Origin of the sequence: Vibrio nitrifigilis, assembly GCF_015686695.1 — a bacterium.
GTDB lineage: Bacteria > Pseudomonadota > Gammaproteobacteria > Enterobacterales > Vibrionaceae > Vibrio > Vibrio nitrifigilis.
In genome coordinates this window covers 524,360-549,748 of sequence record NZ_JADPMR010000001.1, presented here as the reverse complement: position 1 = coordinate 549,748, position 25,389 = coordinate 524,360, and the positions used below count along the sequence as shown (strand labels likewise).

Below are 25,389 nucleotides of genomic sequence, written 5' to 3'. Positions count from 1 at the left end.
CTCCCTAGATAATGATCAATTGGCCTTCAATAGCTCCAGCTTGTTTTAATGCTTGGAGAATGGCCATTAAGTCAGAAGGTGCCGCCCCAACTTCATTGACGGCTCTCACAAGATCATCCAATGTCGTCCCTGTTTGGAATTTAAACATCTTGCCTTTCTTCTCTGATACTTCAATATCAGAATCGGGGACAACAGCAGTCTGACCACCAGAAAATCCATTAGGTTGACTCACATTAAGATTTTCCTTAATAGCGACAGTCATACCACCATGAGTGACCGCAGCTGGTTTAAGACGAACATGTTCACCGACAACAATGGTACCGGTACGAGAGTTTACGATAATTTTCGCAGCACCATCTGCTGGATTAAACTCTAGGTTTTCAATAGTAGATAGAAAAGCAACTCGTTGGCTGACATCTCTCGGCGCTCTGACCTTAATCGATGTGGCATCTACTGGAGAGGCCATATTAGGCCCTAAGAAATTATTCACCGCATCAGCAAGACGTTGTGCGGTTGTAAAGTCTGATTGGAATAAATTAAAAGTGATGTAATCACCGCGGCTAAATGGACTAGGTATTTCACGTTCAACCGTTGCGCCACTAGAAATCATACCTACCGTCGGCGTATTGCCAACCAGTTTAGAACCGTCAGCACCAGTAGCACTGAAGCCACTGACAACTAAGTTACCCTGAGCGACTGCATACACCTTGCCATCAAGACCTTTAAGCATCGTTTGCATTAAAGTACCGCCCCGCAGACTCTTAGCAGAACCAATCGATGATACCGTGACATCCACTTCTTGACCGGGCTTCGAAAACGCTGGCAATTCAGCGGTTACCATCACAGCGGCAACGTTTTTGGTTTTAGGGCTAGTACCCTCCGGCAATTGAATGCCGAACTTCTGCAGCATGGTATTAAAGCTTTGGTCGGTAAATGGTGTCGATTCTCCAGTACCTGGCAGACCGGTCACAAGACCATAGCCAACTAGCTGGTTACTACGCACGCCCGCAACCTGAGCTACATCCTTGATGCGAGCGGCTTGAACGCTTGCAACAACGAACATTAATATCACGAAGGTGAGCTTTTTCATTGGATAACCCTTATAAAAAAAATGAGGCCATATAGACCTCATTTTCATCATTATACTGTCAAATCTTCGACGTCGAGATCTTGTCTATAGGGAGACATTAAAAAATCGTGCCAAAAATCCAGGTTCCTGCATATCTTGTTGGTTACCAGTACCAGAATATTGAATTCGAGCATTCGCAATTCTTGTAGAATCAATGGTGTTATCGTTGGCAATATCATCTGGTCGGACCGTACCACTTAGCCGTACATATTCATCACCCGTGTTCAATGTCATCCATTTTTCACCGCGGATAACTAAATTGCCATTCGCCAGAACGTCAACAACTTGAACAGAAATCGAACCACTGATGCTATTACTCTGGTTTGCCGCAGAGCTACCAGAGAATTTGTTATCGTTTTTCAGCGCATATGAGAAGTTATAATTACCCATCTTCAACTCCTGCCCACCGACGCTCAGTGGATCCATTGAAGCATCATTATTTTTCGATAGGTCAGCATCTGCACTTTTGGCCGCTTTAGTGCTTTCATTGAGATTAACAGTAATGATGTCACCTAAACCATGCGGTTTTGAATCATCGTATAATCCACGTTCTCCATCAGGATTAAACAAAGAGCCGGTTTCTGCTGCATAATGTTCGGGTTGCTGTTTCGGACGCACTGGTGCCCATGCCGGATCATCTTGCACGGGATCGGTTCTTTGCCGCAGCGTATCGACCAATCCATCCAGACCCTTCGATGAATTATTTGCAGAAGTATTCCCTTCAACAGCATCGACCACTGTAGGTGTTTGTTCAGTTGGCGTATTCTGTTGCAGAAAGTTACTACATCCCGACAGCAACACCACCAAACATGATAGGCTTGTTAACTTCTTCATCCCGTATCTCTCACTCTTAACGCTGATATTAATCAACTCAACATCAATTTAACCAAAAACTTAAAGCTGCTGATTCACGTAGCTCATCATTTTATCCACGGCAGAGATCACTTTAGAGTTCATTTCATAGACACGCTGAGCTTCAATCATGTTTACGAGTTCTTCAGTGACGTTAACGTTAGAGCTTTCCAACATGTTTTGTCGAATATTCCCCATACCATCTAGTCCCGGAACCCCTTCTTGTGGATCACCACTTGCGCCCGTTGGTAAGTAAAGGTTTTGACCAATGGGCTCTAAACCACCAGGGTTAATAAAATCAGTGGTCGTAATTTGCCCTAACACTTGGTTATTCTGTTGGCCACGGATACGTGCCGATACTTCACCATCGTTACCAATCGTGATTGAAATAGCGTTTTGTGGCACCACAATTTGGGGCTGTAATGGGTAACCACTACCTGACGTTACGATGGTGCCTTCGTCATTTAGAGTAAACTGACCATTACGGGTATAACCAATGTTGCCGTCTGGCATTAGAATCTGGAAGAAACCATCACCTTCAATCATCATATCTAATGCGTTAGATGTAGTCTGAGCATTACCATTGGTATGTACTTTTTGAGTTGCTACCACTTTTGAACCGGCGCCTAACATCAGGCCACTTGGTGCCTCTGTATTTTGCGATGTTTGACCGCCAGGTTGGTTAATGTTTTGGTAAAACAGATCCTCAAAAACCGCACGACTCTTTTTAAAGCCAACGGTTGAGGCGTTGGCAAGGTTGTTCGATATCGTCGCAATATTGGTTTGCTGAGCGTCTAAGCCGGTCTTACTGACCCATAGTGCTGGTTGCATACTTAACTCCCGTGACTCTCACTAACTCATACGGAGCAGCGAATCGGACGTCTTGTCGTTATCTTCTGCCGTGCGCATCATTTTTACTTGCATTTCAAAACGACGCTGTAAATCGATTAGGTTGGTCATTTCACCAACCGCATTAACGTTACTGCCCTCTAACGCTCCCGTTAGAACTTTCACACTTGCATCCGCATTATAAGTGGCATTTGGATCTTTCGCGCGAAATAGGCCATTCACATCTTTAAATAAGGAACGATCATTCGGCTTAACCAATTTAATACGGTCAACCACTTCCATCGCATCCGGTGGAGCCCCTTGAGGTCGTACTGAAATTGTTCCATCGTTGCCAATCTCAATCTTACTCAATGGTACAGGTAGTGTGATCGGTGCGCCTGTTTCTCCCAGCACTGGATAACCATTGCCGTTTAGTAACAGACCCGTTTGATCAATACGCAAATTACCGTTACGTGTTAATCCCTCTTTACCGGTTTTATCAACCACAGAGATCCAACCCTGACCCTGAATCGTAATATCCAAATCCCGGCCTGTAGTAATCACGCTGCCTTGTTTGAAATCGTTTCCTGGTCGTTCTGTCATACTGAATACGCGACTCGGTAAACCTTCACCATAAGCCTGCATAGACCGAGCTTGCTCTAAGTCAGCGCGAAAGCCAGTTGTACTCACGTTGGCCAAGTTGTTGGCTCGTAGCTGCATGGCTTGCATATTTTGTTTAGCGCCACTCATGGCAAGATACAGTGCGCGGTCCATAATTCGCTCCAATAAACACGTCTTGTGATTATATAAAGCAATAGGCGTGCCAATTTAAAATTGCTATTTAAATCAATTTATTAGCTTTATTTGCAGAGAAAATATATCGGAAGGTATGACAATAAACGGCAAGGAGGCAAACAAACAGAGCCAGCGATTGCCGCTGACTCTGCCACCCGATCCTTAACGAATCTGGAGGATATTTTGTTGTAGCTGGTTATGTACTTCTAGCGCACGAGAGTTCGCTTGGAAGTTACGCTGAGCTGAGATTAAATCCACCAACTCTTGGGTCATGTCGATATTTGATTGTTCAAGGGTACCGTTTTTAATAGCACCAAATGAACCTTTGTTCGACTCGCCCCAAATTTTATCACCTGAGAACTGAGTAGAATCCCATTGCGTACCGCTCTTCTTATCCAAACCTTGTTCGTTAGGTACACGAACCAGTGCCACACGACCAAGAGTCACGTTCTCACCATTTGAATAAGTCCCAAGTACACTACCATTTTCATCAAAATCAATCTTGGTTAAGAAGCCCGTGGTCGCGCCATCTTCATCAAACTTAGTGAGTTCAAATGGAGCAGCAAACTGCGTTGCCGACTGCAAATCAAATGACAATGTTTGAGTCGGATCGGCTCCGTTAAGATCAACAGGTGGCGTTCCTGAACCTAGCTGTTGAGACAAGATCGGTTGACCATTGTTTACACTGGCTAAAGTACCATCGTTATTAAATTTCAGAGTGTGACCAACTTGGCCACTTCCTGCCACAGCATCACCACCTGTGATATTGATAGGCTTTTCACCCTCTTTATCTGTCATGGTGTAGTAAACCTGCCATGTATTTGCTTGAGTCTGATCTTTCAAATAATACGTGGTCAATTTATACGACTGTCCCATCGAGTCATAGATGGTAGAAGACGTTGAACGGTTGTACGTCTCTGGATCACTATAATCAAACAAAGTTGGATCCTTTAACTTACCGTTAGCAGGCAAGTTAGCGCCAATAGTAATATTCGCGGTCTGTTTTGGCTTACCAAACTCTGCCGGGATCTTAAGAGGTTGAGGCTCGTAAGAGAGCACTTGACCCGTTTCAGGATCCACATTATAGCCAAGCAGTGACTCATCGTTAGCATTGACCATGTAGTCATTCTTATCGAGGTGAAATGCGCCGTTACGCGTTAGCTCATTTTGCTGTGGCGTCATACGATCTTTCGCTACGGCAAAGAAGCCAGTACCAGCAACACGCAAATCCATAGGGTTGTTGGTATAAATACTCGACCCCTCATGAAATTGTTGTGATACTTTTTGCGCTTGAACACCACCACCAGGGGTTGTTTTCGCGTTAGTGAACAGTGAGTTTGAATACACATCACCGAACTCGGCACGAGACTCTTTAAAGCCGTAAGTGTTTGCGTTCGCGATGTTGTTACTCGTGGTATTCAAATCCAACTGAGCTGCGGATAAACCGCTAAGAGAGACATAGCTTGCCATTCCAAATTCTCCTATCTGGCTAGCGCTTAATTACGCTTTACCAACTTCCAGTACTTCAGCAAGTCGAACTGGTGAATCAAAACCAGCCAGATTGAGCAGTACATTACCATTACCTTTGCCGAGTAATACGCTATTTACATTGGCGTATGTGGAAACACTGAAGTCTTTGCTTGCGCCATCAATGAGGCCTGCAGCTTTAACTTTGTATTTTCCGGCCGGCAATGGATTACCGTTCTGGTCTTTGCCGTCCCATTCGATACGAGAATCGCCCGAAGGTTTCGCTCCTGCATCAAAGGTACGAACTAATTGACCGTGTGAATCTTCAATACGAACCATCAGGTTATCGACAGATTTTGGTACTTTCACCATAGCTGCCATACCTGCGCCATCTTTCTTAATTCCGGCAGCGCCAGGAACTAAGACGTCTCGACCGACCAGAGACGATGCTTGCAAGGCCTGATTTGAGGTCATAGATGAGTTCAGGCTTTCGAACTGTTTGTTCATTTTCCCGATACCATCGACGGTCGCAAACGAAGCCATCTGGGCAATCATCTGGTCATTGCTAACCGGCTTAAAAGGATCTTGCTGAGACAATTGCTTGGTAAGCAAAGATAAGAAATCTTCCTGTTTAAGGTCTTTCTTACCTGTTGTTTCATCAGGCTTCTTGTTCTCTTGTAGATTTTTAAGCTGATCAACATAGGACAAGCCGCTTTGACCAACGTTATTGACTCCGGCCATACGCTAACTCCTTATCCTTATTGACCCATCTGCAGCGTACGCAGCAGCATCTGTTTACTCGCATCTGCTACTTGCACATTGGTTTGGTATGCACGAGAAGCAGAAATCATATTGGCCATTTCTTCCATTACGTTCACATTTGGTTTGTAAATATAACCATCAGCGTTCGCAAGTGGATGATCCGGATTATACTCAGCAACGAGAGGCTTGTTGCTCTCAACGATGCCAAGCACCTTCACAGGTACATTCGGATCATTACGGTAACGCGCTTTGTTTAACTCAGCACCGAACACAGCATGGCGGGCTTTGTAAGTGTCCTTTGCAGAACTACTAACACTATCCGCATTAGCTAAGTTACTTGAAGTGGTATTTAGACGAACAGATTCAGCACTCATGGCAGAACCAGTTACATTGAATACATTAAATAAGCCCATCTAACTACTCCCCTTTAATTGCTTTTGTTAAGCCTTTAAACTTGCCGCCTAGGAAATCTAGTGCCGCCTGATGACGTAATTGGTTTTGCATAAACAAGTTACGCTCCAAATCGACATCAACTGTGTTACCGTCGCCCGTATCTGGCTGAGTAGGAATACGATATTCCACTTCACCTGACATCGAGCTAGAGGCAGGAATATGCCGACTATTGGTTCGATCGAGACTAACACTTGCCCCCGATGTTGCCGCCTGCAATGCCTTTTGAAAGTCCATCCCTTTTGCTTTAAATCCAGGGGTATCCGCTTGAGCAATGTTCGTTGCAATCAACTCTGCATTGTGCTCACGTAGACCAACTGTGTATTGGTGTATCCCTAGAGCTTTATCAAAAGAAATAGCCATGTTTTGCCTCTTTAATTCAGAACTGACCGTACTGCATGAATAACTGCAATTAGCATACCAACTTTCATAACTCATCATTGAAAATGGATTGCGCCAGGTTCGATATTGTTCACAGAGTGCAAATAGCACGCCATGTTTCACTTAGGTAGTTTTAGAATGTCACTCTAATGTATATACCAAAAAGAACAGAATTGATACCTATCGCTAGGTTAGAGTAGAAGAGAATAAAATAAAAAAAACCTCGGCACTAGTGCCGAGGTTTATCAGTAAATCAAACATTGTCGCTATTTTAATTTATAGATGATACCTGGGTTACAGCGTACCATTTCGAAACGGTCTGTCAGTCCAGTCAACGATTCAGATGCACCAAGCAATAGATATCCACCTGGATTCAAACATCCTGCCATCTGATTAAGAACTTTCGATTTCATATCAGCAGAAAAGTAAATCAGAACATTTCGACAAAAGATAATATCGAACTTGCCCAGCAGAGAATAACTTTCCATCAAGTTCTGGGGACGAAAGTTAACGAGGCGCTTAACGTTATCTTTTACTTTCATCCGACCGTCACCGGCATCTTCAAAGAAAGTACGGCGACGCTCTGGAGATAATCCACGCCCTAATGCAAGGTTGTCGTAAATACCAGCCTTACACATATCGAGCATGCTCGTAGATATATCTGTCGCTGTGATTGATACGTTAGGTAACATTCCTGGACGCTTCTGCTGAACCTCTAAAATGGTCATTCCCATTGAATAAGGTTCTTGACCAGACGAACTTGCCGCCGACCAAATTTTTATCGGTCGTTTGTTTGCCGCCATCTCTGGTAACAATTTATCAGCAAGAACTTGAAACGGATAAGTGTCGCGAAACCATAACGTTTCGTTGGTGGTCATAGCGTCAACAGCCGCGACACGTAAATCACGGTTGCGCCCAGAAACAACGTCACGTAACAAATCAGACAATGTTCCACATTTGAACCTTGCAACGAGTGGGCTTAATCGACTACGAACCAAATATTGCTTGCTATCCCCCAGTACGATACCGCACTGGGATTCTAAGAATCGACAAAATTCACGATATTCTTGATCGCTTATAGTTATAGCAGTCATTCATTTCTCTTTTATTTTATGAGTGCGGATTTCACCGCATTACCAAGCTCATCGGGATTGAATTTCGCAATGAAGGAGTTAGCTCCCACCCGCTCAACCATTGCTTGGTTAAATACGCCACTCAACGAGGAGTGAAGGATAACGTAGAGATCTTTGAGATCGTTATTACGACGAATTTCAGCAGTCAATGTGTAACCATCCATTTCTGGCATTTCAATGTCCGAAATCACCAGAGCAATTTGGTCATGAATGCTCCCTTGTTCTGACATTTCTAGAAGCTTTTCATACGCATCTTTGCCATCTTTGGTAAGGATACACTCGAAACCAATAGATTCAATAGCGCGTTGCACCTGTTTACGTGCAACCGTCGAATCGTCAGCAATCAAAATGCGGCGCACAATATCTTGCTCTTGCTGTGCTTCAGCAATGCCTTGAGTAATGCTTTCGTCCATCTTCTCATTAATGGGCGCAATTTCAGCCAAGATTTTTTCTACATCAATAATTTCAACGAGTTCATTATCGATATTTGTAACCGCAGTTAGGTAGTTTGATTTACCCGCACCATTTGGCGGCGGTAGTATCGCTTCCCAACGCATATTTATAATACGCTCAACAGAGCTTACAAGAAACGCTTGTATCGTTCTGTTAAATTCCGCAATAACAACAAAACTCTTTGCAACATCAGCCGTTGGACGACCACCTATTGCTAAACTCATATCAATCACAGACACGGTTTGTCCGCGAATATGAGCCACCCCTTTAACTAAACGATGAAGGTTAGGCATAGCGGTAAGTTTGGGACATTGGAGAACTTCTTTTACTTTAAAGACGTTAATCCCGTAACGTTGTTTACCGTTAAGGCGAAACGTTAATAATTCTAATCGGTTTTGACCGACGAGTTGCGTACGCTGATTCACAGAATCAAGGATACCCGTCATAAGCTAATCTCCATCTCTAACTTTTATCCTAAAAAGTGGTAGTCTACTAAAGGCTATAAGAAACCAGAGAAACAAACATGCTCACAAAAAAGCGTTCTGATTTACATGCTGCCTCTAAGTGTAGAGCTTTCTGTCGAAGTTTATATACCACTATCGGCTTTTTATTGCTTTTCTTTAGCGTTAATGTGCTGTCTGCTACACCTGAACAAATAAAAAAAATTCAAGACGCTGCGGAACATCACGTTCTCAGTACTGTAGAAAAACCTGCGGGCAGTGAAGTTGAAGCTCAAGCGGCAGACTTGGATTCTCGCGTATATGCAACTATTTGTCCAAGCCCTTTGCAAACTTCTTCTTCTTCACATAACGGTTCCGCAAGTCATATCACTGTATTAGTCGAGTGTGAACCAGATAATTGGAAACTCTATGTTCCCGTCCGAGTAACATTGAATGTCCCGATGATCACCGCAGCGACGCCACTGACTCGGGGACAAGTCATCACTTCACAAAATATTAGTATAAGTATGGTGAATATGCTGCGTTTTAGACGGCAAGGTTTTTCCTCTGAGTCGATGGTTATCGGCGCAAAATTAAAACACAGTGTCCGTTTAGGTGATGTCATTTCACAAAATGATGTTTGTGTAGTGTGTCGTAATGAAAGCGTCATCATTAAAGCTGGAACTAGCGGGATGAGCATCACAACTAAAGGGACAGCCTTATCTGATGGGAATTACGGAGAGCAGATTAAGGTGAAAAATGATAAATCTAATCGTATAATTGATGCAAAAGTAAGCGGAATTGGTCAAGTCGTGGTACAGTTCTAGCTTAAGAGTTATTTATATAGACTTTTATTTCAGTATCGAATGATAAAATTACTAAAGTAATGCTTTTATCTGTCGATATTGGTTATAACAAAATCACACTGATTAAGGCTCGTTTTATGGCAGGCATTGATAATATTCGTTCAGGGCAGTCTTTGACTTCGACATCGTCGAATCGATCTCTGAACCGTTCAGATAGCAATGCATCTTCCGTTAGCTCTCAAGAATCGCAGCAAGCGAATCGTCCAAGAGATGCTGTTTCGCTAAGCTCACAAAGCAAAGCGATTGAGGAAATGCGTAACGACATGGCATCAAAACCTAGTTTTGATAGTGCTAAAGTCGAGGCAATTAAAAAAGCGATTGCTAACGGCTCCTACGTCGTTGATGCTGACAAATTGGCAGATAATATTATTAAGTTCGAGAAAGAACTTGGTGGTATTAAATCTTAGTAATACACCCTGAGAACTAAATGGGGCGCAAACAATGGCAGCACTACAAGACCTAGTTGAGTTTCAATTACAGAATGCAAATGATCTTGCAGAACTGTTAGAGAAAGAAAAAATAGCCATAACTTCACGTGTTTCTGCGCATATAGAAGCACTAGCCAAACAGAAAGTAACCTTGGTGTCTCAACTACAACAAACAGATCAACGGATTGCTACTCATCCTCATGTTTTGAGCCTAACTGAAGATGAATATTTGAATAATCTGGTTGAAAAAATTCGTACGATCGTTGCCGATTGCCAAGAAGCCAATTTAGTCAATGGCGAAGCTCTTAACAGAGCTCAACTAAGCTTCAATAAATTAAATAACCTAATGCAGCAGAGCTTAGGAAAGAATGGTATGACCTATAATGCGACAGGACAAACCCGTGGTGTATCAACATTAGGTACCAATATAAAAGCTTAGTATCAACCGTTCGATATAATAAAAAGCGACCCAAGTGGTCGCTTTTTATTTGAAGATGATAAATGAGATCAGTGAACTTACATTCAAGTTAGAACAGTGTTTGTTGTCGTTGTTCAGGTACTTGCTGAACTTCACCCAAATTTTGCAGTTTTTCCATTTTACGAATATCTAAACGGAGTTCAGTGACATAACTGTCACCTACTTTGTAGCTACGAACCACTTCGGCACCACGAATAACGCCATCCGTTGCGCCACTCGCTCGCTCGTTACCTAAACGTTGATCGCGCAACTCGGAACTGCCACTGATACGCATACCATAGACTTGTTCAGATAATTCTCGATACGCGTCAACTTTTGAAGCTCGCATCGCCCTAATCTGCTTCTCGTGAATATCGTTCCCTTTCTGTTCACTAATAGTGGCGTAACCCACCGCCGTTAAAAAATCATCGGCGCGGAGTGACATCAATGGTTGGCACCCACTAAGAAATAGTACAGTCATTAGGATACTGATTAATACTTTCATCAAACTCTCTCCTTAATGACGTAAAATAATCGTATTTTTTTCGTTGATATTTGGGTCTGAGCGAATCAACACGCCGTCTTGGCTACGCATAGTATTCAGCGTATCTAAATCACGTCCAATACGGTCAGCAGGCAAGAACCCTTGAGCAGTGGCGACAACAACACGAGATTGCAAGCCAATAACTCGAGCATTAACTAAAACGCCACCTTCTTGACGCAGCATAGTGCCCGTCAATACATATTGAATTTGTTGCTCTTTAGACAAATCTTTCCAATCTCTGCTAAAGGCAAAATCCCCCTGATTAGTCACTTGAATAGAACCTGTTGTTTTAAAATCTACGACTTTAAAACCGCGTTGCTGTAACTGATTGATAAAACCTTCTGATACGGTATTTCCCAACCAGTTAGTTGAATCCAAGTTTTGCAAGTCAACAAATGAGGTTACAGCAATAGGGGTTCTTGCAGTAACACTGGTATTCGACTTAATTAAATCGTCGGTCATACTCTCAACAAAATAATTGAGTGTATGTTGTGGACTTGCCATTAATAGGAATTGCGACCCACTATACGGTTCTTTACCATTATAGATAGGCGCATACGAACATGCTGTTAATAAAGCAGCAGGTACGCAAATAAGCCACTTTTTCATTCTCTTCATCTCCATTTATCAAACAGATGGAGCATTCGTTTTCTCTCAATCGTAAAACTGGAACGCTCTTTGCTTTTCTAAATTCGTCAACTCATTCAGAATAGCGCTATCGACATCTGCTATGATTGAAAAGCAAGATTTGTACCTGACTGGTTAATTATGATGAAAAAAATTATATTTTATTTAATTTCAATCTGTTCTGCTCTGGTAGTCACACCAACGGCCTTTGCCGCTTGGTATGAAGTCACCGGCAGTTCACCTATCGTTTCATCCAGCGATACAGCTCGCTTGCATGCTTTAGAAGATGCTTTATATAAAGCCGTCAACTTTGCTGGCGGAGATATCGGAAATATTAGTAATGTCAGGACGTTACTAAGCACAGAAAAAGATGAATATCAGTTTTCTAATAACGAGATTCGTACCATAAAGATAGAACGAACCCGAAGCCATAATAATACGATGTATGTAAAAGCTCGTATTGACATTTACCCCTCGGCAACGGGTTGCCACGTCAACCAATACAAAAAGACACTTCTAATTAGTCAATTCGATATTCAAACACCTCAACAAGCGGTTATGGGACAAATTAATGACCTTAACCAAGACTTTGCTAAAGTACTTAGCCGCCAATTTGAATTGGATTCACAAAGCTTCGTTTCGCTGGGGTTAAGTCAATATACCGTGAACGAAAAAACACCTGAACGAATTAAAATGGTGGCTGAAGACACTGGAGCTCAATACATCATTACGGGGGAAATTACCGATCTAAGTGCCACTATCGAAGCAGCAAATCTTACTCAATATAATATTAATCGCCAGTTCGCCCTGGAAATGAAAGTCTTTGATGGTAAAACTGGTACTCGAGTTTTCGATAAAACCTATCGACAAGTAGCAATATGGCCTTTTTCACGAACCAGTTTGGTCGACACCAGTAGTGCGAGATTTTGGCAGTCAAGCTATGGTGTGATGTTGCAACGACTCACTCGCGACATCATGCTTGATCTCGAATCTAATATGGCTTGTAAGATTACCTTACCCGAAGTCGTTGCCAAATTTGATAATACGGTCACCATTAGTTTGGGTCGTATTCACGGCGTCAAACAAGGGGACAAATTGGAACTCTGGCACACAGCTTCCTTTATCGATCAAAAGGGCTTACCGCGCACAAAAGTGGCTAAAAGCGATATTACGCTAACGGTTTCCCGTGTGTTTGATCATGATGCTGAAGCGAAAATTGATCAGGCAGACTTAGCTGGAAGTGTTCAAATAGGCGATGTCATGGAGAAAAAGCTACAAAATGACTTTTAGTACTCACGGGATTTTTGGACAAATTACAGTCAGTTAAGCATGCTGATATTCACGCCTTACTCAATTTGGTATACAATGCGTGGCGATCAATAAGTCCCCTTAGTTCAGCTGGATAGAACAAGGACCTCCTAAGTCTTAGACGTGAGTTCGAATCTCGCAGGGGACACCAAATATTAAAAAAGCAGCATTCAATGCTGCTTTTTTATTTTTATACCCAAGTAACCTCAAGATGCTTCCCCATATGACAGTTTCATGAACTTTTGCACATAGGTGCAAAACGTAACCATTCTGTCACAGTTGGTTTTTATATTGGCCTCATACCTTGTTAGCCAATGTAAACTATGAACATTCAGCAACCAACATCAATACCATTTGGGCAAAGATTGTATCGCAAGCTGGTTCTTGCTAAGAATGAGCCCGCCAATTTATTAGGGGTTATGCTTGCCGCTCTGTTTGCGTACCTTATTTTGGCTCCGGTCATTTCTATTTTGACCAATGCTTTTATTGTACAGTCAGGTGATGGCAACCGAGTGCACTCTGCAGAAGGTAGCATGACGCTTTACTATTTAGCGCGTTCGCTCACTTCTCGTATGTCAGAACTGTTACTTTGGGCACCTCTTGCACACACCATCAGCATTGCTTTAACCACGGTAGTACTTGCAGTATTACTCGGTATGACTCTGGCTTGGCTGGTCAACCGCACCGATATGTTCGGTCGTAAGTGGTTTGCCACAGCATTAGTTGTTCCCTTTATGTTACCTACTTGGACCTTTGCGCTAGCTTGGACCACTATTTTCAAAAACAGAACCATAGGTGGGCAACCTGGGTGGCTAGAAGCCATGGGGGTTCATACGCCTAATTGGCTTGCCTATGGCTATTTACCTATTGTGGTCATTTTGGTCATTCACTACACACCACTCGTGTTACTGATTGTGGGAAATGCATTACGACGTGTTGATGGTCAACTTGAAGATTGTGCTCGTGTACTCGGTGCCAAACCCAATATCATTGCCAAACAAATTCTTTTCCCTTTGATTAGTCCCGCACTACTTTCCTCAGGATTACTGATTTTTGCCGATTGTATTGGTGAATTCGCAGTACCGTATATTTTGGGGTTGCCTGTACATTATAACACTTTAGCTACGGGCCTTTATCGCTCATTAGATTCTCGTCAAAATGGCGTTGCCGCTGTCATCGCCGGTGTCATCATGCTTATCGGTATCATTACTCTATTAATCGATACACGCATGATGAAAGAAGCACGCCGATTCGTGACAGTTGGAGGTAAAGGTAGCCTAACGAGAACCAGAGCATTAGGCCCGTGGCGCTTTTCTGCCGCTATGGTAGCGGGTTGCGTAGTCACTATTGGTGTTGCCATTCCACTACTCACATTATTCCTTTCTACCATCATGAAAATTCCAGGTCGTTTCACGTGGGATAACTTTACCTTAGACTTCTGGATTGGCCATAACCTCGATACCATCGCGTTGAAAAATGGCATCTTACTTACTCCCGACTTTTGGCATGCGGTGGGGAATACCGTGCTTATCGTCGGAAGTGCATCTATAGCATCGGGCATATTAGGATTGTTGGTTGGCTATGCCGTCATGCGAGTGAATACCCCATGGCTTAGCCAGTTTTTAAGACAAATCACTTTCATGCCGTATTTAGTACCCGGTATTGCCTTTGCAGCAGCGATGTTATCTCTCTTTGCTGTACAGCGAGGCCCAATTCCAGCGCTTTACGGCACACCGATTCTGCTGATTATTGCTTTGGTGGCAGAAAAGATGCCATTTGCAAGCCGTTCCGGTATAGCCGCCATGACTCAATTAGGTAAAGAATCCGAAGAAGCGGCTCGCATTGCCGGTGCCAATTGGTTTACCCGACTGACAAAAATCATCATTCCTATTCAAGCTGGGCCTTTAGTCACGGGTATATTGCTACCGTTTATTTCAGGAATTAAAGGAGTGAGTCTGTTTATTATCTTAGCCATACCGGCGACCGATGTTCTCACTACCTACTCGTTACGCTTAATCGATTATAACTACGACCAAGCAGCCAATGCTGTCGTACTTATGATTGCCCTTATCGCTTGGTTAGGCACTGTTCTAATCCAAAAAATGACCGGAACAGGTCTCGCTCAAGGTCTGGAGAGTTAATCATGCCATCTATCACTTTATCGCACTTAGAAAAAAAGTATTCAGGTAGCAGTAAACTTGCTGTTCAAGATCTTAATTTAACCGTGAATGACGGGGAGTTCATGTGTCTACTCGGCCCTTCCGGCTGCGGTAAAACCACTATTCTGCGCATGATTGCCGGTATTGAGCATATTTCCGGTGGTCATATAGCGATTGGAGATCAACGGGTTGATAGTATTTCGCCATCCATCTACCTCCCACCAGAACAGCGGGAAATAGGATTAGTTTTTCAAAGCTACGCACTGTGGCCACATATGACTGTAAAACGTAATGTTGACTTTGGTCTGCGCCTACAAAAAGTGCCAACAGAAGAACGCGAACGACGTACATTAGATGTCATGGAAAAATTGCGCATTGCAGAATACGCAGACCGTTATCCATCGCAACTCTCTGGCGGCCAGCAACAGCGTGTCGCATTAGCAAGGATGTTAGCTGTTAACCCGAAAGTTCTGCTATTAGATGAGCCCTTATCTAATTTGGATGCTGCTTTGCGCTTAGAGATGCGCGCAGAACTAAAACGTATCCATGAAACCTTCGGTACCACCATCGTTTTTGTTAGTCACGATCAATGGGAAGCGATGACACTTGCCACTAGGATAGCCGTCATGAAAGAGGGTCAACTACAGCAAGTTGGAACGCCTGATGAAATCTATGCTCAACCAAGCAACACCTTCATCGCTGAGTTTATTGGCAACCCCAGAATTAACTGGATTGATCCTTTCAAGCATCCACAATCCGAGCTTAATCGCTATTTACAGCCATACATAGATTCATCGGCTCATTTACATAAAGTCGGCGTACGCCCTGAAGCACTACAACTGAGTCATGACCCTATCGGTTTTCCTGTCACCATTAAGCAAATCATCCCAACTGGTGGCAGTTGGTTAATAGAGTTAACCAGTGGTGAGAACACTCTCACACTCTCTACTCAGATTTACCCGACTTGGTCGGTAGGTCAAACGGCCTATTGCTCAATCCCCGACCATGGCATACACGGTTTTAACGCGTTAGGGCAAAGTATAGAAATGCCCACCGCAACTCATAAGCAGAATATCCAATCTCATCTATACAACACAGATGCCGATTCCCTTTCTGCAACGACTTTACCCCCGTCACAGTCTTTCGCTTTTAACTAAGCGTTACCCAAACCATAGGATGTCATCTTCACTATGAAAATTCGCAACGCTCTCAGTGCTCTTGCATTATCGGTTGTCGCAACGTTTCCAGCTATGGCCGAAAACGATAGTTCACTACAACAAATTATCGCGGCCGCAAAACATGAATCACCTATTACGGTTTACGCGTCAACTGGAAAAATAGTTAAACAAGCTAAAGCTTTTAGCAAAAAATATGGCCTGCAAGCCATTGGAGTAAAAGCAAAAGCACCACAAATATTAGAAATTGTCAGCCGAGAAGCTCAAGCTCATAACATTAAAACGGATGTGGCATTCTTAGCGGATGCCCCCGCGGGTATCGAGCAGTTGCTGTCAAAAGGTTATGTCGAAAGTTGGATACCAAGCGACATGACGGGCAAGATCCCCAAACAATACCAAGATCCACTGACTGTAGTAATGGCACCAAACGTATGGGCCTACAACACTGCTCAATACGATACCTGTCCAATCACCAATATTTGGCAGCTTACCGAACCGAAATGGCACGGCAAAATCGCGATGCAAGATCCTTTAGGTAAGCCCTCTTATACCGATTGGTTTAATCAGATGGCAACCCATTATGACCAAGCTATCGCACAAGCCTATCAACAAGAGTTCGGTCACCCATTAAAAACGGATGAAAGTTCAGCGACTGCTGCCTTTGTGAAGGCTCTGGCAGAAAATGCGCCACTTTTGACTCACTCTGACAGTGATGCGGCGCAAGCCATTGGGGCTCCTGATGTAAAAGACAGTTTTGTAGGTCTCATCAGTACCGCTAAATTTCGTAAAAATAAAGACGGCATGAAACTTGGCTTATGCCATGGATTAAAACCATTTATCGGTTGGAACTACCCAAGTCTGGGACTGATCGCAAAAGGGAAACATAGCCCAAATACCGCCAAATTATTTATTCATTACATGCTGACCGAAGAAGGAATAAAACCTCAGGCTGTTGACGGCAAAATGTCGACCAACAACACCTTTTCTCTGCCAAGTAATGAGGCTTCAGGTATTGAAAAATACCGCTCAGAAATAATGTCTTACCATACTTCCACCGCGGATAGTGACTGGCAAAGCCGCCAAGATTGGCAAGACCTGTGGAGCTTAAGCTACCAACAATAATGATACGACTTAGTAAGTTGGTCTCTGCACGATTCACCTGACAACTTACTAAGTTTTCACCGCCTTCGGGCGATGAAATAGCCACTGATTTATACGAGGAAGAACCTTCATTGAACGATGCAATTGATAGTAGAGAAAAAGCTCTTAAAACCGTTATTCTAGAAGCGGGACAGCTTGCGCTTAATCATTTCCACCAGCGCGATCCGCAAGAGATCTCTTTAAAAGGAGCACAAGACTTCCTAACTGAAGCAGATGGCTTAGTTGAAAACCTGATCCGCGATTCCATTTGCAAACAGTTTCCACAGGATGTGGTGTTTGGTGAAGAATCCGGCGGTTTTAACACCGATAGTGATTACCTATGGATTGTCGACCCTATTGATGGCACAGCGAACTTTGCCCGTGGAATCGATCACTTTTGCGTTGCCATTGCCCTCGTTTATCGAGCAGAAACCTTACTTGGGGCGATTTATAATCCAGTTACAGATGAGCTCTATTTAGCACGTAAAGGCTATTACGCTCTCAAAAATCAATCCCCATTACACATTGCCAAAACCGCTCATATTGCTAGTAGCTCTTTTGAACTTGGCTGGTCAACAAGGGTTTCTCAACAACGTTATCTCAGTGCTATCGATAACTTACTCACACTAGGAACGAATATTCGCCGCGGTGCCTCTGGCGCACTGGCATTAGCCTGGGTTGCAGAAGGTCGCACTGATGGTTATGCCGAGCTACATATGAATGCTTGGGACTGCTTAGCGGGTTTATTACTGGTTCGCGAAGCGGGCGGATATACCGGGACTTACCCACAAAACTTTGATGAGATCCGATTCGGCGGCCCCGTTTTTGCCGCTGCTCCAGGCGTTGCTCAATCATTGGCTGACGCCTTAGATATTCCTTTATTATCCCAACAATAAGGCTTGATTTTATGACTGTAACAACTCCATCTAAAACCAAACATTACCCACGTCCACCTATTAGCCTTATTGAAAGCAATATTCCTCATTGGGGCGTCAATATTTATATTGGAGGGTCTGTTGGTACCGCAAATCCTGATCTTCTCAAAGAGTTAGATATCAAAATTGTCCTCAACTGTGCAGTCAACCTTGATATTGACTGGGTAGACCAACTTGATCCGAATTACACCGGCGATACTAAGGCATTTGGTGCTGGGCCAGTTCGTTATTACAAGCTCGGCTTGATTGATGGTCCTGGTAACACTGCCGAAATGATTTTAGCGGGTTACTACTTAATGCGTTCAGCCTTAAATCAGACCATTCCGGATAAACCTTCTTATAAAAACCGCGAATTAGGCAATATTTTGGTTAATTGCCGTGGAGGTCGTAGTCGTTCTGTCACTATTGTCGCGTTATTCTTACATCTGGAGATGCCAGAAAAATACCCGACATTAGAAGCCGCTATCGCCCATATTCGTCACACTCGCGAATTGCACCCAGATGAATGGTTTGAAACGCCAAAACCTATGTTGGTTGATTTAGCTAAACAAGCAGTGGCTATGCACCGAGCTATTCGCTAAGTTATTGCAGAATAAACATAAGTAACGAAGTAATCAGAAATCTATGACAAATAAAGCGCCTTTTATTCCTAAATCAATGGCAAGTGCTGCTGAAGTGGCAAAACTTGCTGGTGTCTCTCGCTCTGCAGTATCACGCACCTTCACACCAGGCGCCAGTGTCTCAGAACAAACCAGAGTCAAGGTGATGGATGCAGCAAAGGCGCTAAACTATCATGTCAACCATCTAGCCCGTGGCCTGTCAAAAGAAACCAGCCGACCGGTATGCATTCTCGGCTCTAACCTAAATGCACCATTTCAAGCCCAATTACTCGATACAATCACTCAGCACCTGCAAATAGCCGGACGAGCAGTGATGGTAATCAACACTGCGGGAGGTAAGGAGAGCACTAATGAAGCCTTAAGCCAAACGCTTAATTACCGTGCTTCAGCTACAATTGTTCTTTCTGGCTCTCCAGATAATGAATTTGTCGAAACGTGTTTAAATAGCGGACAACATGTCATCTTGATTAACCGAGGTAATCAGTTTCCACGGGCCGACCATATGGTGATCGATTATCAAGACATCATAGCCGACGCGCATCATCTACTGCAGCAGGCTGGCTGTCGGCGTTTAGCTGTGATCTCATCCACAATTCAATCACCGAGTTTATTAGCTCGTGAACAACGCTTCATGGATCTTGCCAAACAACACCAACAACCGTGTACGTTATTACGAGCAGGCCCAACTGAATACAACACAGGGGCGGAAGCAGCACGACAATTACTCTCCCATCGTCAAAAACCAGATGGCATTTTTTGTGTCACTGATTTGCTCGCCTGTGGATTTATGGATGTGGCTCGCCATGAATTTAAACTGTCGATTCCTAACGATCTCTGCATCATTGGATTTGATGATATTGAACAATCTAGTTGGCAAAGTTACCAATTAACAACCTACCAACAGCCACTCACTCAAATGGCTGCTGCGATTGTCCAACGCTTAACGAAAACATCAGAAGAACCTAACGACCCTGTTACAGAACACTTTTCTGCTATCGCTAAATGGCGTCATACCGTTCGACCATTACCAAACTCTGATTAAGGCCTATCCCAAGCACGTTGAAGTTGATAGCTTCTATGCAAGAACTCATGAGTGACACCCTGAATTCTGCCCCGTTAATAGCTAAGTTGACCACAAAGAAAGTCCATTTTATTACTGGGGAATAGAGTAAAAACAACGTCGGAATGTGTCATTGACTCGGTATTTTTAATGATTAACACGGGCTATTTTTTACTCATACTTGCATTGAATATCTTATTGGCAGCCCTTATCATTCCTTTGAGCTTTATTGAACCCACTTCACATAAGATCAATAGAACTCGCTTTTTCTCGCATTCTCCTGACTTAACTCTGATGAAACTCCGTTACATTTTTTACGCTTGGTAAAGAATCCGACACCTTTCCTTAATCAAATAATGATTATTATATAGATGAGACAATGAAGAAGAGTAATTTGGAGACCAATACCGGTCATCGATTTATTTCGAAAGCGAAAACCGCGTATAAAATCCACATTCATACCCCCGAAGATACCGTATTACACCGCTCCGTCGGTTACATACGTATCGGTGAAAAGCGTGGATTACAGAAAGCCATTCGTATGCGTAATGAACTAGGTTCAGAGATGTGGGGCAAACATTGGCGAAGAATCTTAAAAGATCCCTACTTAATGACTCGCCTTCCGCATAGTCTTGAGCCAAAGATCATCTACAAACCCCGACCAACATTGGAAAACCCAGATTGTCGCGATGCGTGCTACATTGCCGCATGGAGACACTATGATGCAAAAGGGAAATGTACGTTTAAGAGTGTCGTCTGCTCTATAAACAAGCATGGTAAACTCGCTGCCTATAGCAAAACGAAAAAAGCGCTACTTGAAGCTCATAAAGACTACCTTGATATTCTAATCTACATGGGCCGGCTTAATAGTATTGACCTAAAATAATCCTCTTTTGGCATTCATCGGTGTCGGCCTAAGAATCCTTATTAGTATAGATATAAAAAAAACCGCAGCCTCTCAGCTACGGTTTTTCTTTTTATAGGTAACGCCTATTATTGTGCGTTTGCTTCACGCTGAGCAATGAACTCTAATGCCATCTTGATACGAGCGATAACACGTTCTTTACCAATTAGCTGCATAGTTGCGTCTACTGATGGTGATTGACCTGCGCCAGTCACAGCAACACGTAGAGGCATACCTACTTTACCCATGCCAACTTCTAGTTCAGCACATACCGCTTCGATAACGCCGTGTAAACTTTCCGCAGTCCACTCAGTTAGCGCTTCGATTTTGCTCAATGCAAGAGCAAGAGGCTCTTTTGCTACGCCACGTAGGTGTTTTTTCGCTGCTGCTGCGTCGAATTCAGAGAAGTCTTCGTAGAAGTAACGAGATTGAGCAGCAAGCTCAACCAATGTATGAGCACGTTCGCCCATTAGCGCCACTAGATCAGTCAGTGCTGGACCGTTATCTTTGTTGATACCTTGGTGTTCGAAGTGCCATTCAAGGTGACTTGCCACGTATTCAGGTGCAAGCGTCTTGATGTAGTGGTTGTTCAACCATAATAGTTTTTCAGTGTTGAATGCGGATGCTGATTTAGAAATCGCATTCAAGCTAAATAGGTTGATCATCTCTTCTTTAGTGAAGATTTCTTGGTCGCCATGACCCCAACCTAGACGTACTAAGTAGTTGATTAGCGCTTCAGGTAGGTAACCTTCATCGCGGTATTGCATAACAGAAACCGCACCGTGACGTTTAGACAGTTTCGCACCGTCGTCGCCAAGGATCATTGCACAGTGAGCAAAAGTAGGAACTTCTGCGCCAAGTGCTTTGTAGATGTTGATTTGACGAGGTGTGTTGTTGATATGGTCTTCACCACGGATTACGTGAGTGATACCCATATCCCAGTCATCCACTACCACACAGAAGTTGTAGGTTGGTGAACCGTCAGTACGACGAATGATCAAATCATCCAACACACTATTCGAGAACTCGATAGGGCCACGAATTTGGTCATCAAATACAACAGTACCTTCTGTAGGGTTACGGAAACGAATACAACAAGGATCACCCTCTTTTGCCGCTTCGTTTGCTGCTTTGATTTTTGGATGGTTAGCATCGTAGCGAACCAATTCTTTGTTCGCTTCTTGTTCTGCGCGAACTTCATCAAGCAGTTCTTTAGATGCATAACATTTGTACGCTTTGCCTTCAGCAAGTAGCTGATCCACTACTTCGTTGTAACGGTCAAAACGTTTAGTTTGGTAGTATGGACCTTCATCCCAATCTAGACCAAGCCAAGTCATGCCCTCAAGAATCGCATCTACTGCTGGTTGAGTAGAACGTTCTAAATCAGTGTCTTCGATACGCAAAACAAATTCACCACCTTGGTTTTTCGCATATAACCAAGAGTACAGTGCGGTACGTGCACCACCGACATGAAGAAAGCCTGTTGGGCTAGGAGCAAAACGAGTTTTAACCGTCATTATGAATTTACCTTTGTCAGAAGCCTGCGCCAAATCGACAGCGTAAGCGAAATTTGCGCGGTATTCTACCACTGCCTAGGGAATAACAACAAATATCGATTTGACCTAATAACCAACTCTTTTACCTCATTTTCCTTAACAATAGTGTTTAACTCAAACTAGAAGTCCTATTTATCCTTGACCTTACCGTTAGGGTAAGGTTTATGCTGAGACAAAATTGGTCTTGGAGGGAAATTTCATGAGCCATTATTCTCTATCATTAACCGGTCTTCATTGTATGGGCTGCGCGCGTAAACTTGAGCGTCAGTTGAATGAAGATTTCACAGTAGATATTAAAGAACTGTCCCCTACTTTCATCGAATTTGATACTGAAGCATCACTTGATGGAGTACTAGACAGTGTTGAAACGGCGGGGTTTGGTGCCGGCCATCGTTACGACTTTGCTTTAGAAGGCCTACATTGTGGAGGATGTGTTAATAAACTCACCTCTCACCTAAAAGAATCGGATCAGATTGCTCGTTTAGAGGTAACCACCGAGCATTTAACTCTCGTGACATCTCTTACTGAGCAACAAATCGCAGATAAAGTGGCAGAAGTCGGCTTCACTGCCAAAGCGGCTAATGATGATGCAATGCAACCATCAGAAACTGACACCGTCCCTCAAGCAGATGATGTTGCTGTAGAGGAGACCCCTAATACAAAACAGCAGCAAGCTAGCACGATTCATCAAGAAGACGTGGCAACACATCTCTTAGTTAAAGGGATGAGCTGTGCTAGCTGTGTTTCATCAGTTGAAAAAGCCCTATTATCAGTCGAAGGGGTTCATCGAGCGCAAGTAAACCTTGCTGAACAAAGCGCGTTAGTCCTTGCTCGTGAGCAACAACCCGACGCGCTGATTAAAGCCATCACTGAAGCAGGCTATCAAGCCGAATGGGTTGATGACCCAGCCGAGCAACAACACAAACAGCAAGAACAACTAGAACAAGTCAAAAAGGAGCACTTGCGTAGTGCTGTGATGGGGCTTGTTTTGGGGGTTCCCCTCATGCTCTGGGGAGTATTCGGGGGGGAAATGATGATCACCTCGGGTTCTGTACAAATTGGTTGGGGAATTGTCGGATTACTCTGTTTAGGACTGCTCATGACGGCTGGCCGCCACTTCTATTCTAGTGCGTGGAAATCATTGACTCATGGCCGAGCAACCATGGATACATTAGTCGCACTAGGTACTGGCGTCGCATGGCTCTACTCGATTACTGTCGTTCTTATACCCAATGCATTCCCAGATGCTGCACGTCATGTGTACTTTGAAGCCAGTGCGATGATCATCGGTTTGATCTCTTTAGGTCACTATATTGAAGCAAAAGCGAAAGCTCGCACGACACAATCATTACAAGCGTTAATTAACCTACAACCTCAAGAAGCAACGCTTATTACTGATACCGGTGATGAAGTCATTCGTGTTGATAGCATTGAGCAAGGAATGATGTTACGCATCAAACCAGGGGAAAAAGTAGCAGTTGATGGTGTGGTTATCGAAGGGGATTCCTATGTCGATGAATCTATGCTGACTGGCGAACCTGTTCCTACCCATAAGTTAGAAGGTGAACCCGTTTCAGCGGGCACGATTAACCAAGACGGCAGTTTAGTGATTAAAGCGACAGGGATCGGTAGTCAAACCATGCTGTCACGCATTATCCAATTGGTACGCCAAGCACAAAGCAGTAAACCTGCAATAGCTAAGCTCGCGGACCGCATTTCATCGGTATTTGTTCCGGTTGTAGTCGGTATCGCGATCGTTACCGCAGCCATTTGGTACATGGTAGGCCCAGAACCTAAAATCAGCTACATGCTAGTGGCAGCAACAACCGTGCTGATCATTGCCTGTCCCTGTGCGCTTGGTCTTGCTACCCCTTTATCTGTCACTGTTGGGGTTGGTAAAGCAGCCGAACTCGGAATTTTAATTAAAGATGCTAACGTACTGCAATCAGCTAGCCAAATTGATACGGTTGTGTTTGATAAAACCGGGACCTTGACGCAAGGTAAACCCAGTGTTCAATCGGTCGATGTTCTTTCTGGCACTCCAGAAGATTTATTAAAATTGGCCTACGGACTAGAACAACACTCGGAACACCCTTTAGCAAAAGCAATTTGCATTTATGCCAAGGAGCAGCAGTTATCCCCGATGGTTACTGAGCAATTTGCTAACCAACGCGGTAAAGGTTTGAGCGCAATAATCAATGGCCAACATGTTCTGATCGGTTCGACGACTTACATTCAAGAACTTGGGATTGAATTAGACAAGGTTCAAACTGCGTTAGAACAATACCAAAACAATGCTTGGACACCGGTATTAATTGCAATAGATCAGCAGATTATTGGCAGTATTGCCATTGCAGATCCAATCAAACCGGAAGCAAAACAAGCGATCACCACACTGAATAATATGGGAATTCACACGGTCATGTTAACTGGTGACCAACAAGGTGTTGCTGACGCTATCGGTCAAGAAATCGGCATTAAGCAAATTATTGCCCAAGTAAAACCGGATGAAAAAGCTGAGCATATTGCAGCTTTACAGCAGTTAGGTCGCAAGGTAGCGATGGCTGGTGATGGTATTAACGATGCCCCTGCTTTAGCGCAAGCAGACATTGGTGTTGCCATGGGCTCAGGGAGTGATGTCGCCATTGAAAGTGCTCAGATGACACTATTGAACTCATCTCCGGCCGCCATTGCTAATGCTATTGAGCTATCAAAAGCAACGGTAAAAAATATTCATCAGAACTTATTTGGTGCGTTTATTTACAACACTATTGGTATTCCTATCGCTGCAGGTGTTCTATATCCTGCTTTTGGGTTTATGCTCAGCCCTGTTATTGCAGGGGCAGCTATGGCATTGTCTTCAATCACTGTTGTAAGCAATGCTAATCGTTTAAGGCTATTTAAAGTACAAAACTAACCT

Annotated in this window: 25 protein-coding genes and 1 tRNA gene; 13 read left to right on the top strand and 13 right to left on the bottom strand. The window is 43.6% G+C overall.

Going from position 1 to position 25,389, the window contains the following annotated elements:
- Window positions 1-4 precede the first annotated feature (4 nt).
- The 10 genes from I1A42_RS02425 to I1A42_RS02380 all read right to left on the bottom strand — a co-directional run bounded on the left by I1A42_RS02425 (window position 5) and on the right by I1A42_RS02380 (window position 8,696).
- Entirely contained in the window at window positions 5-1,090 is a 1,086-nt protein-coding gene (locus I1A42_RS02425; RefSeq protein WP_161152925.1) for a flagellar basal body P-ring protein FlgI, read from the bottom strand.
- Between the two features lie 84 nt (window positions 1,091-1,174).
- A complete protein-coding gene (flgH, locus tag I1A42_RS02420; RefSeq protein ID WP_196122564.1) occupies window positions 1,175-1,963 on the bottom strand; it encodes a flagellar basal body L-ring protein FlgH in 789 nt (262 codons plus the stop codon).
- Window positions 1,964-2,023: 60 nt separating this feature from the next.
- Complete coding sequence (gene flgG / locus I1A42_RS02415) at window positions 2,024-2,812, bottom strand: flagellar basal-body rod protein FlgG (protein WP_161152927.1); 789 nt, start codon at window positions 2,810-2,812, stop codon at window positions 2,024-2,026.
- Between the two features lie 21 nt (window positions 2,813-2,833).
- The gene (flgF, locus tag I1A42_RS02410; RefSeq protein ID WP_196122562.1) at window positions 2,834-3,583 is read right to left on the bottom strand and encodes a flagellar basal-body rod protein FlgF; all 750 of its coding nucleotides are present in this window, start codon (window positions 3,581-3,583) and stop codon (window positions 2,834-2,836) included.
- Window positions 3,584-3,766: 183 nt separating this feature from the next.
- Window positions 3,767-5,074 (bottom strand): flagellar hook protein FlgE, encoded by a 1,308-nt coding sequence (gene flgE / locus I1A42_RS02405; RefSeq protein ID WP_161152929.1) that lies wholly within the window; start codon window positions 5,072-5,074, stop codon window positions 3,767-3,769.
- Window positions 5,075-5,104: 30 nt separating this feature from the next.
- The gene (gene flgD / locus I1A42_RS02400; protein ID WP_161152930.1) at window positions 5,105-5,812 is read right to left on the bottom strand and encodes a flagellar hook assembly protein FlgD; all 708 of its coding nucleotides are present in this window, start codon (window positions 5,810-5,812) and stop codon (window positions 5,105-5,107) included.
- Between the two features lie 17 nt (window positions 5,813-5,829).
- Window positions 5,830-6,246 carry a flagellar basal body rod protein FlgC gene (gene flgC / locus I1A42_RS02395; RefSeq protein WP_161152931.1) on the bottom strand — a complete coding sequence of 139 codons (417 nt, stop codon included), beginning with the start codon at window positions 6,244-6,246 and terminating at the stop codon, window positions 5,830-5,832.
- Window positions 6,247-6,250: 4 nt separating this feature from the next.
- Entirely contained in the window at window positions 6,251-6,646 is a 396-nt protein-coding gene (flgB, locus tag I1A42_RS02390; RefSeq protein WP_161152932.1) for a flagellar basal body rod protein FlgB, read from the bottom strand.
- Between the two features lie 284 nt (window positions 6,647-6,930).
- Window positions 6,931-7,758, bottom strand: a complete 828-nt coding sequence (locus I1A42_RS02385) for a CheR family methyltransferase (protein WP_161152933.1) — start codon at window positions 7,756-7,758, stop codon at window positions 6,931-6,933.
- An 11-nt stretch (window positions 7,759-7,769) separates the two neighbouring features.
- Complete coding sequence (locus I1A42_RS02380; protein ID WP_161152934.1) at window positions 7,770-8,696, bottom strand: chemotaxis protein CheV; 927 nt, start codon at window positions 8,694-8,696, stop codon at window positions 7,770-7,772.
- Window positions 8,697-8,773: 77 nt separating this feature from the next.
- On the opposite strand from I1A42_RS02380, the gene flgA reads away from it, so the two are divergent.
- The 3 genes from flgA (at window position 8,774) to I1A42_RS02365 (ending at window position 10,423) form a co-directional block, all read left to right on the top strand.
- Window positions 8,774-9,517: a flagellar basal body P-ring formation chaperone FlgA gene (gene flgA, locus I1A42_RS02375; RefSeq protein WP_161152935.1), complete on the top strand. Its 744-nt coding sequence runs from the start codon at window positions 8,774-8,776 to the stop codon at window positions 9,515-9,517.
- 116 nt (window positions 9,518-9,633) lie between these two features.
- The gene (gene flgM, locus I1A42_RS02370; protein ID WP_161152936.1) at window positions 9,634-9,963 is read left to right on the top strand and encodes a flagellar biosynthesis anti-sigma factor FlgM; all 330 of its coding nucleotides are present in this window, start codon (window positions 9,634-9,636) and stop codon (window positions 9,961-9,963) included.
- Between the two features lie 34 nt (window positions 9,964-9,997).
- Complete coding sequence (locus I1A42_RS02365; protein WP_161152937.1) at window positions 9,998-10,423, top strand: flagella synthesis protein FlgN; 426 nt, start codon at window positions 9,998-10,000, stop codon at window positions 10,421-10,423.
- Between the two features lie 88 nt (window positions 10,424-10,511).
- On the opposite strand, the gene I1A42_RS02360 is transcribed toward I1A42_RS02365, so the two are convergent.
- Together I1A42_RS02360 and I1A42_RS02355 are read right to left on the bottom strand one after the other, a co-directional pair.
- Window positions 10,512-10,946 carry an LPP20 family lipoprotein gene (locus tag I1A42_RS02360; RefSeq protein WP_161152938.1) on the bottom strand — a complete coding sequence of 145 codons (435 nt, stop codon included), beginning with the start codon at window positions 10,944-10,946 and terminating at the stop codon, window positions 10,512-10,514.
- A 12-nt stretch (window positions 10,947-10,958) separates the two neighbouring features.
- A complete protein-coding gene (locus I1A42_RS02355; protein WP_161152939.1) occupies window positions 10,959-11,594 on the bottom strand; it encodes a FlgO family outer membrane protein in 636 nt (211 codons plus the stop codon).
- Between the two features lie 162 nt (window positions 11,595-11,756).
- On the opposite strand from I1A42_RS02355, the gene I1A42_RS02350 reads away from it, so the two are divergent.
- From I1A42_RS02350 to I1A42_RS02310, 9 genes are all read left to right on the top strand, one after another.
- On the top strand, window positions 11,757-12,902 hold the full coding sequence (locus tag I1A42_RS02350; protein ID WP_161153136.1) for a flagellar assembly protein FlgT: 1,146 nt from the start codon (window positions 11,757-11,759) through the stop codon (window positions 12,900-12,902).
- Window positions 12,903-12,995: 93 nt separating this feature from the next.
- A tRNA-Arg gene (locus I1A42_RS02345) sits at window positions 12,996-13,071 on the top strand.
- Window positions 13,072-13,243: 172 nt separating this feature from the next.
- The gene (locus tag I1A42_RS02340; RefSeq protein ID WP_196122560.1) at window positions 13,244-15,061 is read left to right on the top strand and encodes an ABC transporter permease; all 1,818 of its coding nucleotides are present in this window, start codon (window positions 13,244-13,246) and stop codon (window positions 15,059-15,061) included.
- 2 nt (window positions 15,062-15,063) lie between these two features.
- Window positions 15,064-16,236 (top strand): ABC transporter ATP-binding protein, encoded by a 1,173-nt coding sequence (locus I1A42_RS02335; protein ID WP_196122558.1) that lies wholly within the window; start codon window positions 15,064-15,066, stop codon window positions 16,234-16,236.
- A 33-nt stretch (window positions 16,237-16,269) separates the two neighbouring features.
- Complete coding sequence (locus I1A42_RS02330) at window positions 16,270-17,376, top strand: ABC transporter substrate-binding protein (RefSeq protein ID WP_196122556.1); 1,107 nt, start codon at window positions 16,270-16,272, stop codon at window positions 17,374-17,376.
- A gap of 110 nt (window positions 17,377-17,486) precedes the next feature.
- Window positions 17,487-18,290: an inositol monophosphatase family protein gene (locus tag I1A42_RS02325; RefSeq protein ID WP_196122553.1), complete on the top strand. Its 804-nt coding sequence runs from the start codon at window positions 17,487-17,489 to the stop codon at window positions 18,288-18,290.
- A gap of 11 nt (window positions 18,291-18,301) precedes the next feature.
- Window positions 18,302-18,910, top strand: a complete 609-nt coding sequence (locus I1A42_RS02320; RefSeq protein WP_196122551.1) for a protein-tyrosine phosphatase family protein — start codon at window positions 18,302-18,304, stop codon at window positions 18,908-18,910.
- 43 nt (window positions 18,911-18,953) lie between these two features.
- A complete protein-coding gene (locus I1A42_RS02315; RefSeq protein WP_161152945.1) occupies window positions 18,954-19,991 on the top strand; it encodes a LacI family DNA-binding transcriptional regulator in 1,038 nt (345 codons plus the stop codon).
- A gap of 397 nt (window positions 19,992-20,388) precedes the next feature.
- Window positions 20,389-20,895: a Fe3+-citrate ABC transporter substrate-binding protein gene (locus tag I1A42_RS02310; protein ID WP_161152946.1), complete on the top strand. Its 507-nt coding sequence runs from the start codon at window positions 20,389-20,391 to the stop codon at window positions 20,893-20,895.
- A 107-nt stretch (window positions 20,896-21,002) separates the two neighbouring features.
- On the opposite strand, the gene gltX is transcribed toward I1A42_RS02310, so the two are convergent.
- Complete coding sequence (gltX, locus tag I1A42_RS02305) at window positions 21,003-22,430, bottom strand: glutamate--tRNA ligase (RefSeq protein ID WP_196122549.1); 1,428 nt, start codon at window positions 22,428-22,430, stop codon at window positions 21,003-21,005.
- A 238-nt stretch (window positions 22,431-22,668) separates the two neighbouring features.
- On the opposite strand from gltX, the gene I1A42_RS02300 reads away from it, so the two are divergent.
- Window positions 22,669-25,386 (top strand): heavy metal translocating P-type ATPase, encoded by a 2,718-nt coding sequence (locus I1A42_RS02300; protein WP_196122547.1) that lies wholly within the window; start codon window positions 22,669-22,671, stop codon window positions 25,384-25,386.
- The last annotated feature ends 3 nt before the right edge of the window (window positions 25,387-25,389 follow it).

Coding starts and splice junctions, on each gene's coding strand:
- I1A42_RS02350 (WP_161153136.1), top strand. CDS start 11,757: ATGAAAAAAATTATATTTTATTTAATTTCAATCTGTTCTGCTCTGGTA.
- I1A42_RS02425 (WP_161152925.1), bottom strand. CDS start 1,090: ATGAAAAAGCTCACCTTCGTGATATTAATGTTCGTTGTTGCAAGCGTT.
- flgE (WP_161152929.1), bottom strand. CDS start 5,074: ATGGCAAGCTATGTCTCTCTTAGCGGTTTATCCGCAGCTCAGTTGGAT.
- I1A42_RS02330 (WP_196122556.1), top strand. CDS start 16,270: ATGAAAATTCGCAACGCTCTCAGTGCTCTTGCATTATCGGTTGTCGCA.
- I1A42_RS02300 (WP_196122547.1), top strand. CDS start 22,669: ATGAGCCATTATTCTCTATCATTAACCGGTCTTCATTGTATGGGCTGC.
- I1A42_RS02320 (WP_196122551.1), top strand. CDS start 18,302: ATGACTGTAACAACTCCATCTAAAACCAAACATTACCCACGTCCACCT.
- I1A42_RS02355 (WP_161152939.1), bottom strand. CDS start 11,594: ATGAAAAAGTGGCTTATTTGCGTACCTGCTGCTTTATTAACAGCATGT.
- flgG (WP_161152927.1), bottom strand. CDS start 2,812: ATGCAACCAGCACTATGGGTCAGTAAGACCGGCTTAGACGCTCAGCAA.
- flgA (WP_161152935.1), top strand. CDS start 8,774: ATGCTCACAAAAAAGCGTTCTGATTTACATGCTGCCTCTAAGTGTAGA.
- I1A42_RS02310 (WP_161152946.1), top strand. CDS start 20,389: ATGAAGAAGAGTAATTTGGAGACCAATACCGGTCATCGATTTATTTCG.
- I1A42_RS02335 (WP_196122558.1), top strand. CDS start 15,064: ATGCCATCTATCACTTTATCGCACTTAGAAAAAAAGTATTCAGGTAGC.
- I1A42_RS02385 (WP_161152933.1), bottom strand. CDS start 7,758: ATGACTGCTATAACTATAAGCGATCAAGAATATCGTGAATTTTGTCGA.
- I1A42_RS02360 (WP_161152938.1), bottom strand. CDS start 10,946: ATGAAAGTATTAATCAGTATCCTAATGACTGTACTATTTCTTAGTGGG.
- I1A42_RS02380 (WP_161152934.1), bottom strand. CDS start 8,696: ATGACGGGTATCCTTGATTCTGTGAATCAGCGTACGCAACTCGTCGGT.
- I1A42_RS02365 (WP_161152937.1), top strand. CDS start 9,998: ATGGCAGCACTACAAGACCTAGTTGAGTTTCAATTACAGAATGCAAAT.
- I1A42_RS02340 (WP_196122560.1), top strand. CDS start 13,244: ATGAACATTCAGCAACCAACATCAATACCATTTGGGCAAAGATTGTAT.
- gltX (WP_196122549.1), bottom strand. CDS start 22,430: ATGACGGTTAAAACTCGTTTTGCTCCTAGCCCAACAGGCTTTCTTCAT.
- flgC (WP_161152931.1), bottom strand. CDS start 6,246: ATGGGCTTATTTAATGTATTCAATGTAACTGGTTCTGCCATGAGTGCT.
- flgF (WP_196122562.1), bottom strand. CDS start 3,583: ATGGACCGCGCACTGTATCTTGCCATGAGTGGCGCTAAACAAAATATG.
- flgD (WP_161152930.1), bottom strand. CDS start 5,812: ATGGCCGGAGTCAATAACGTTGGTCAAAGCGGCTTGTCCTATGTTGAT.
- I1A42_RS02315 (WP_161152945.1), top strand. CDS start 18,954: ATGACAAATAAAGCGCCTTTTATTCCTAAATCAATGGCAAGTGCTGCT.
- flgB (WP_161152932.1), bottom strand. CDS start 6,646: ATGGCTATTTCTTTTGATAAAGCTCTAGGGATACACCAATACACAGTT.
- flgH (WP_196122564.1), bottom strand. CDS start 1,963: ATGAAGAAGTTAACAAGCCTATCATGTTTGGTGGTGTTGCTGTCGGGA.
- flgM (WP_161152936.1), top strand. CDS start 9,634: ATGGCAGGCATTGATAATATTCGTTCAGGGCAGTCTTTGACTTCGACA.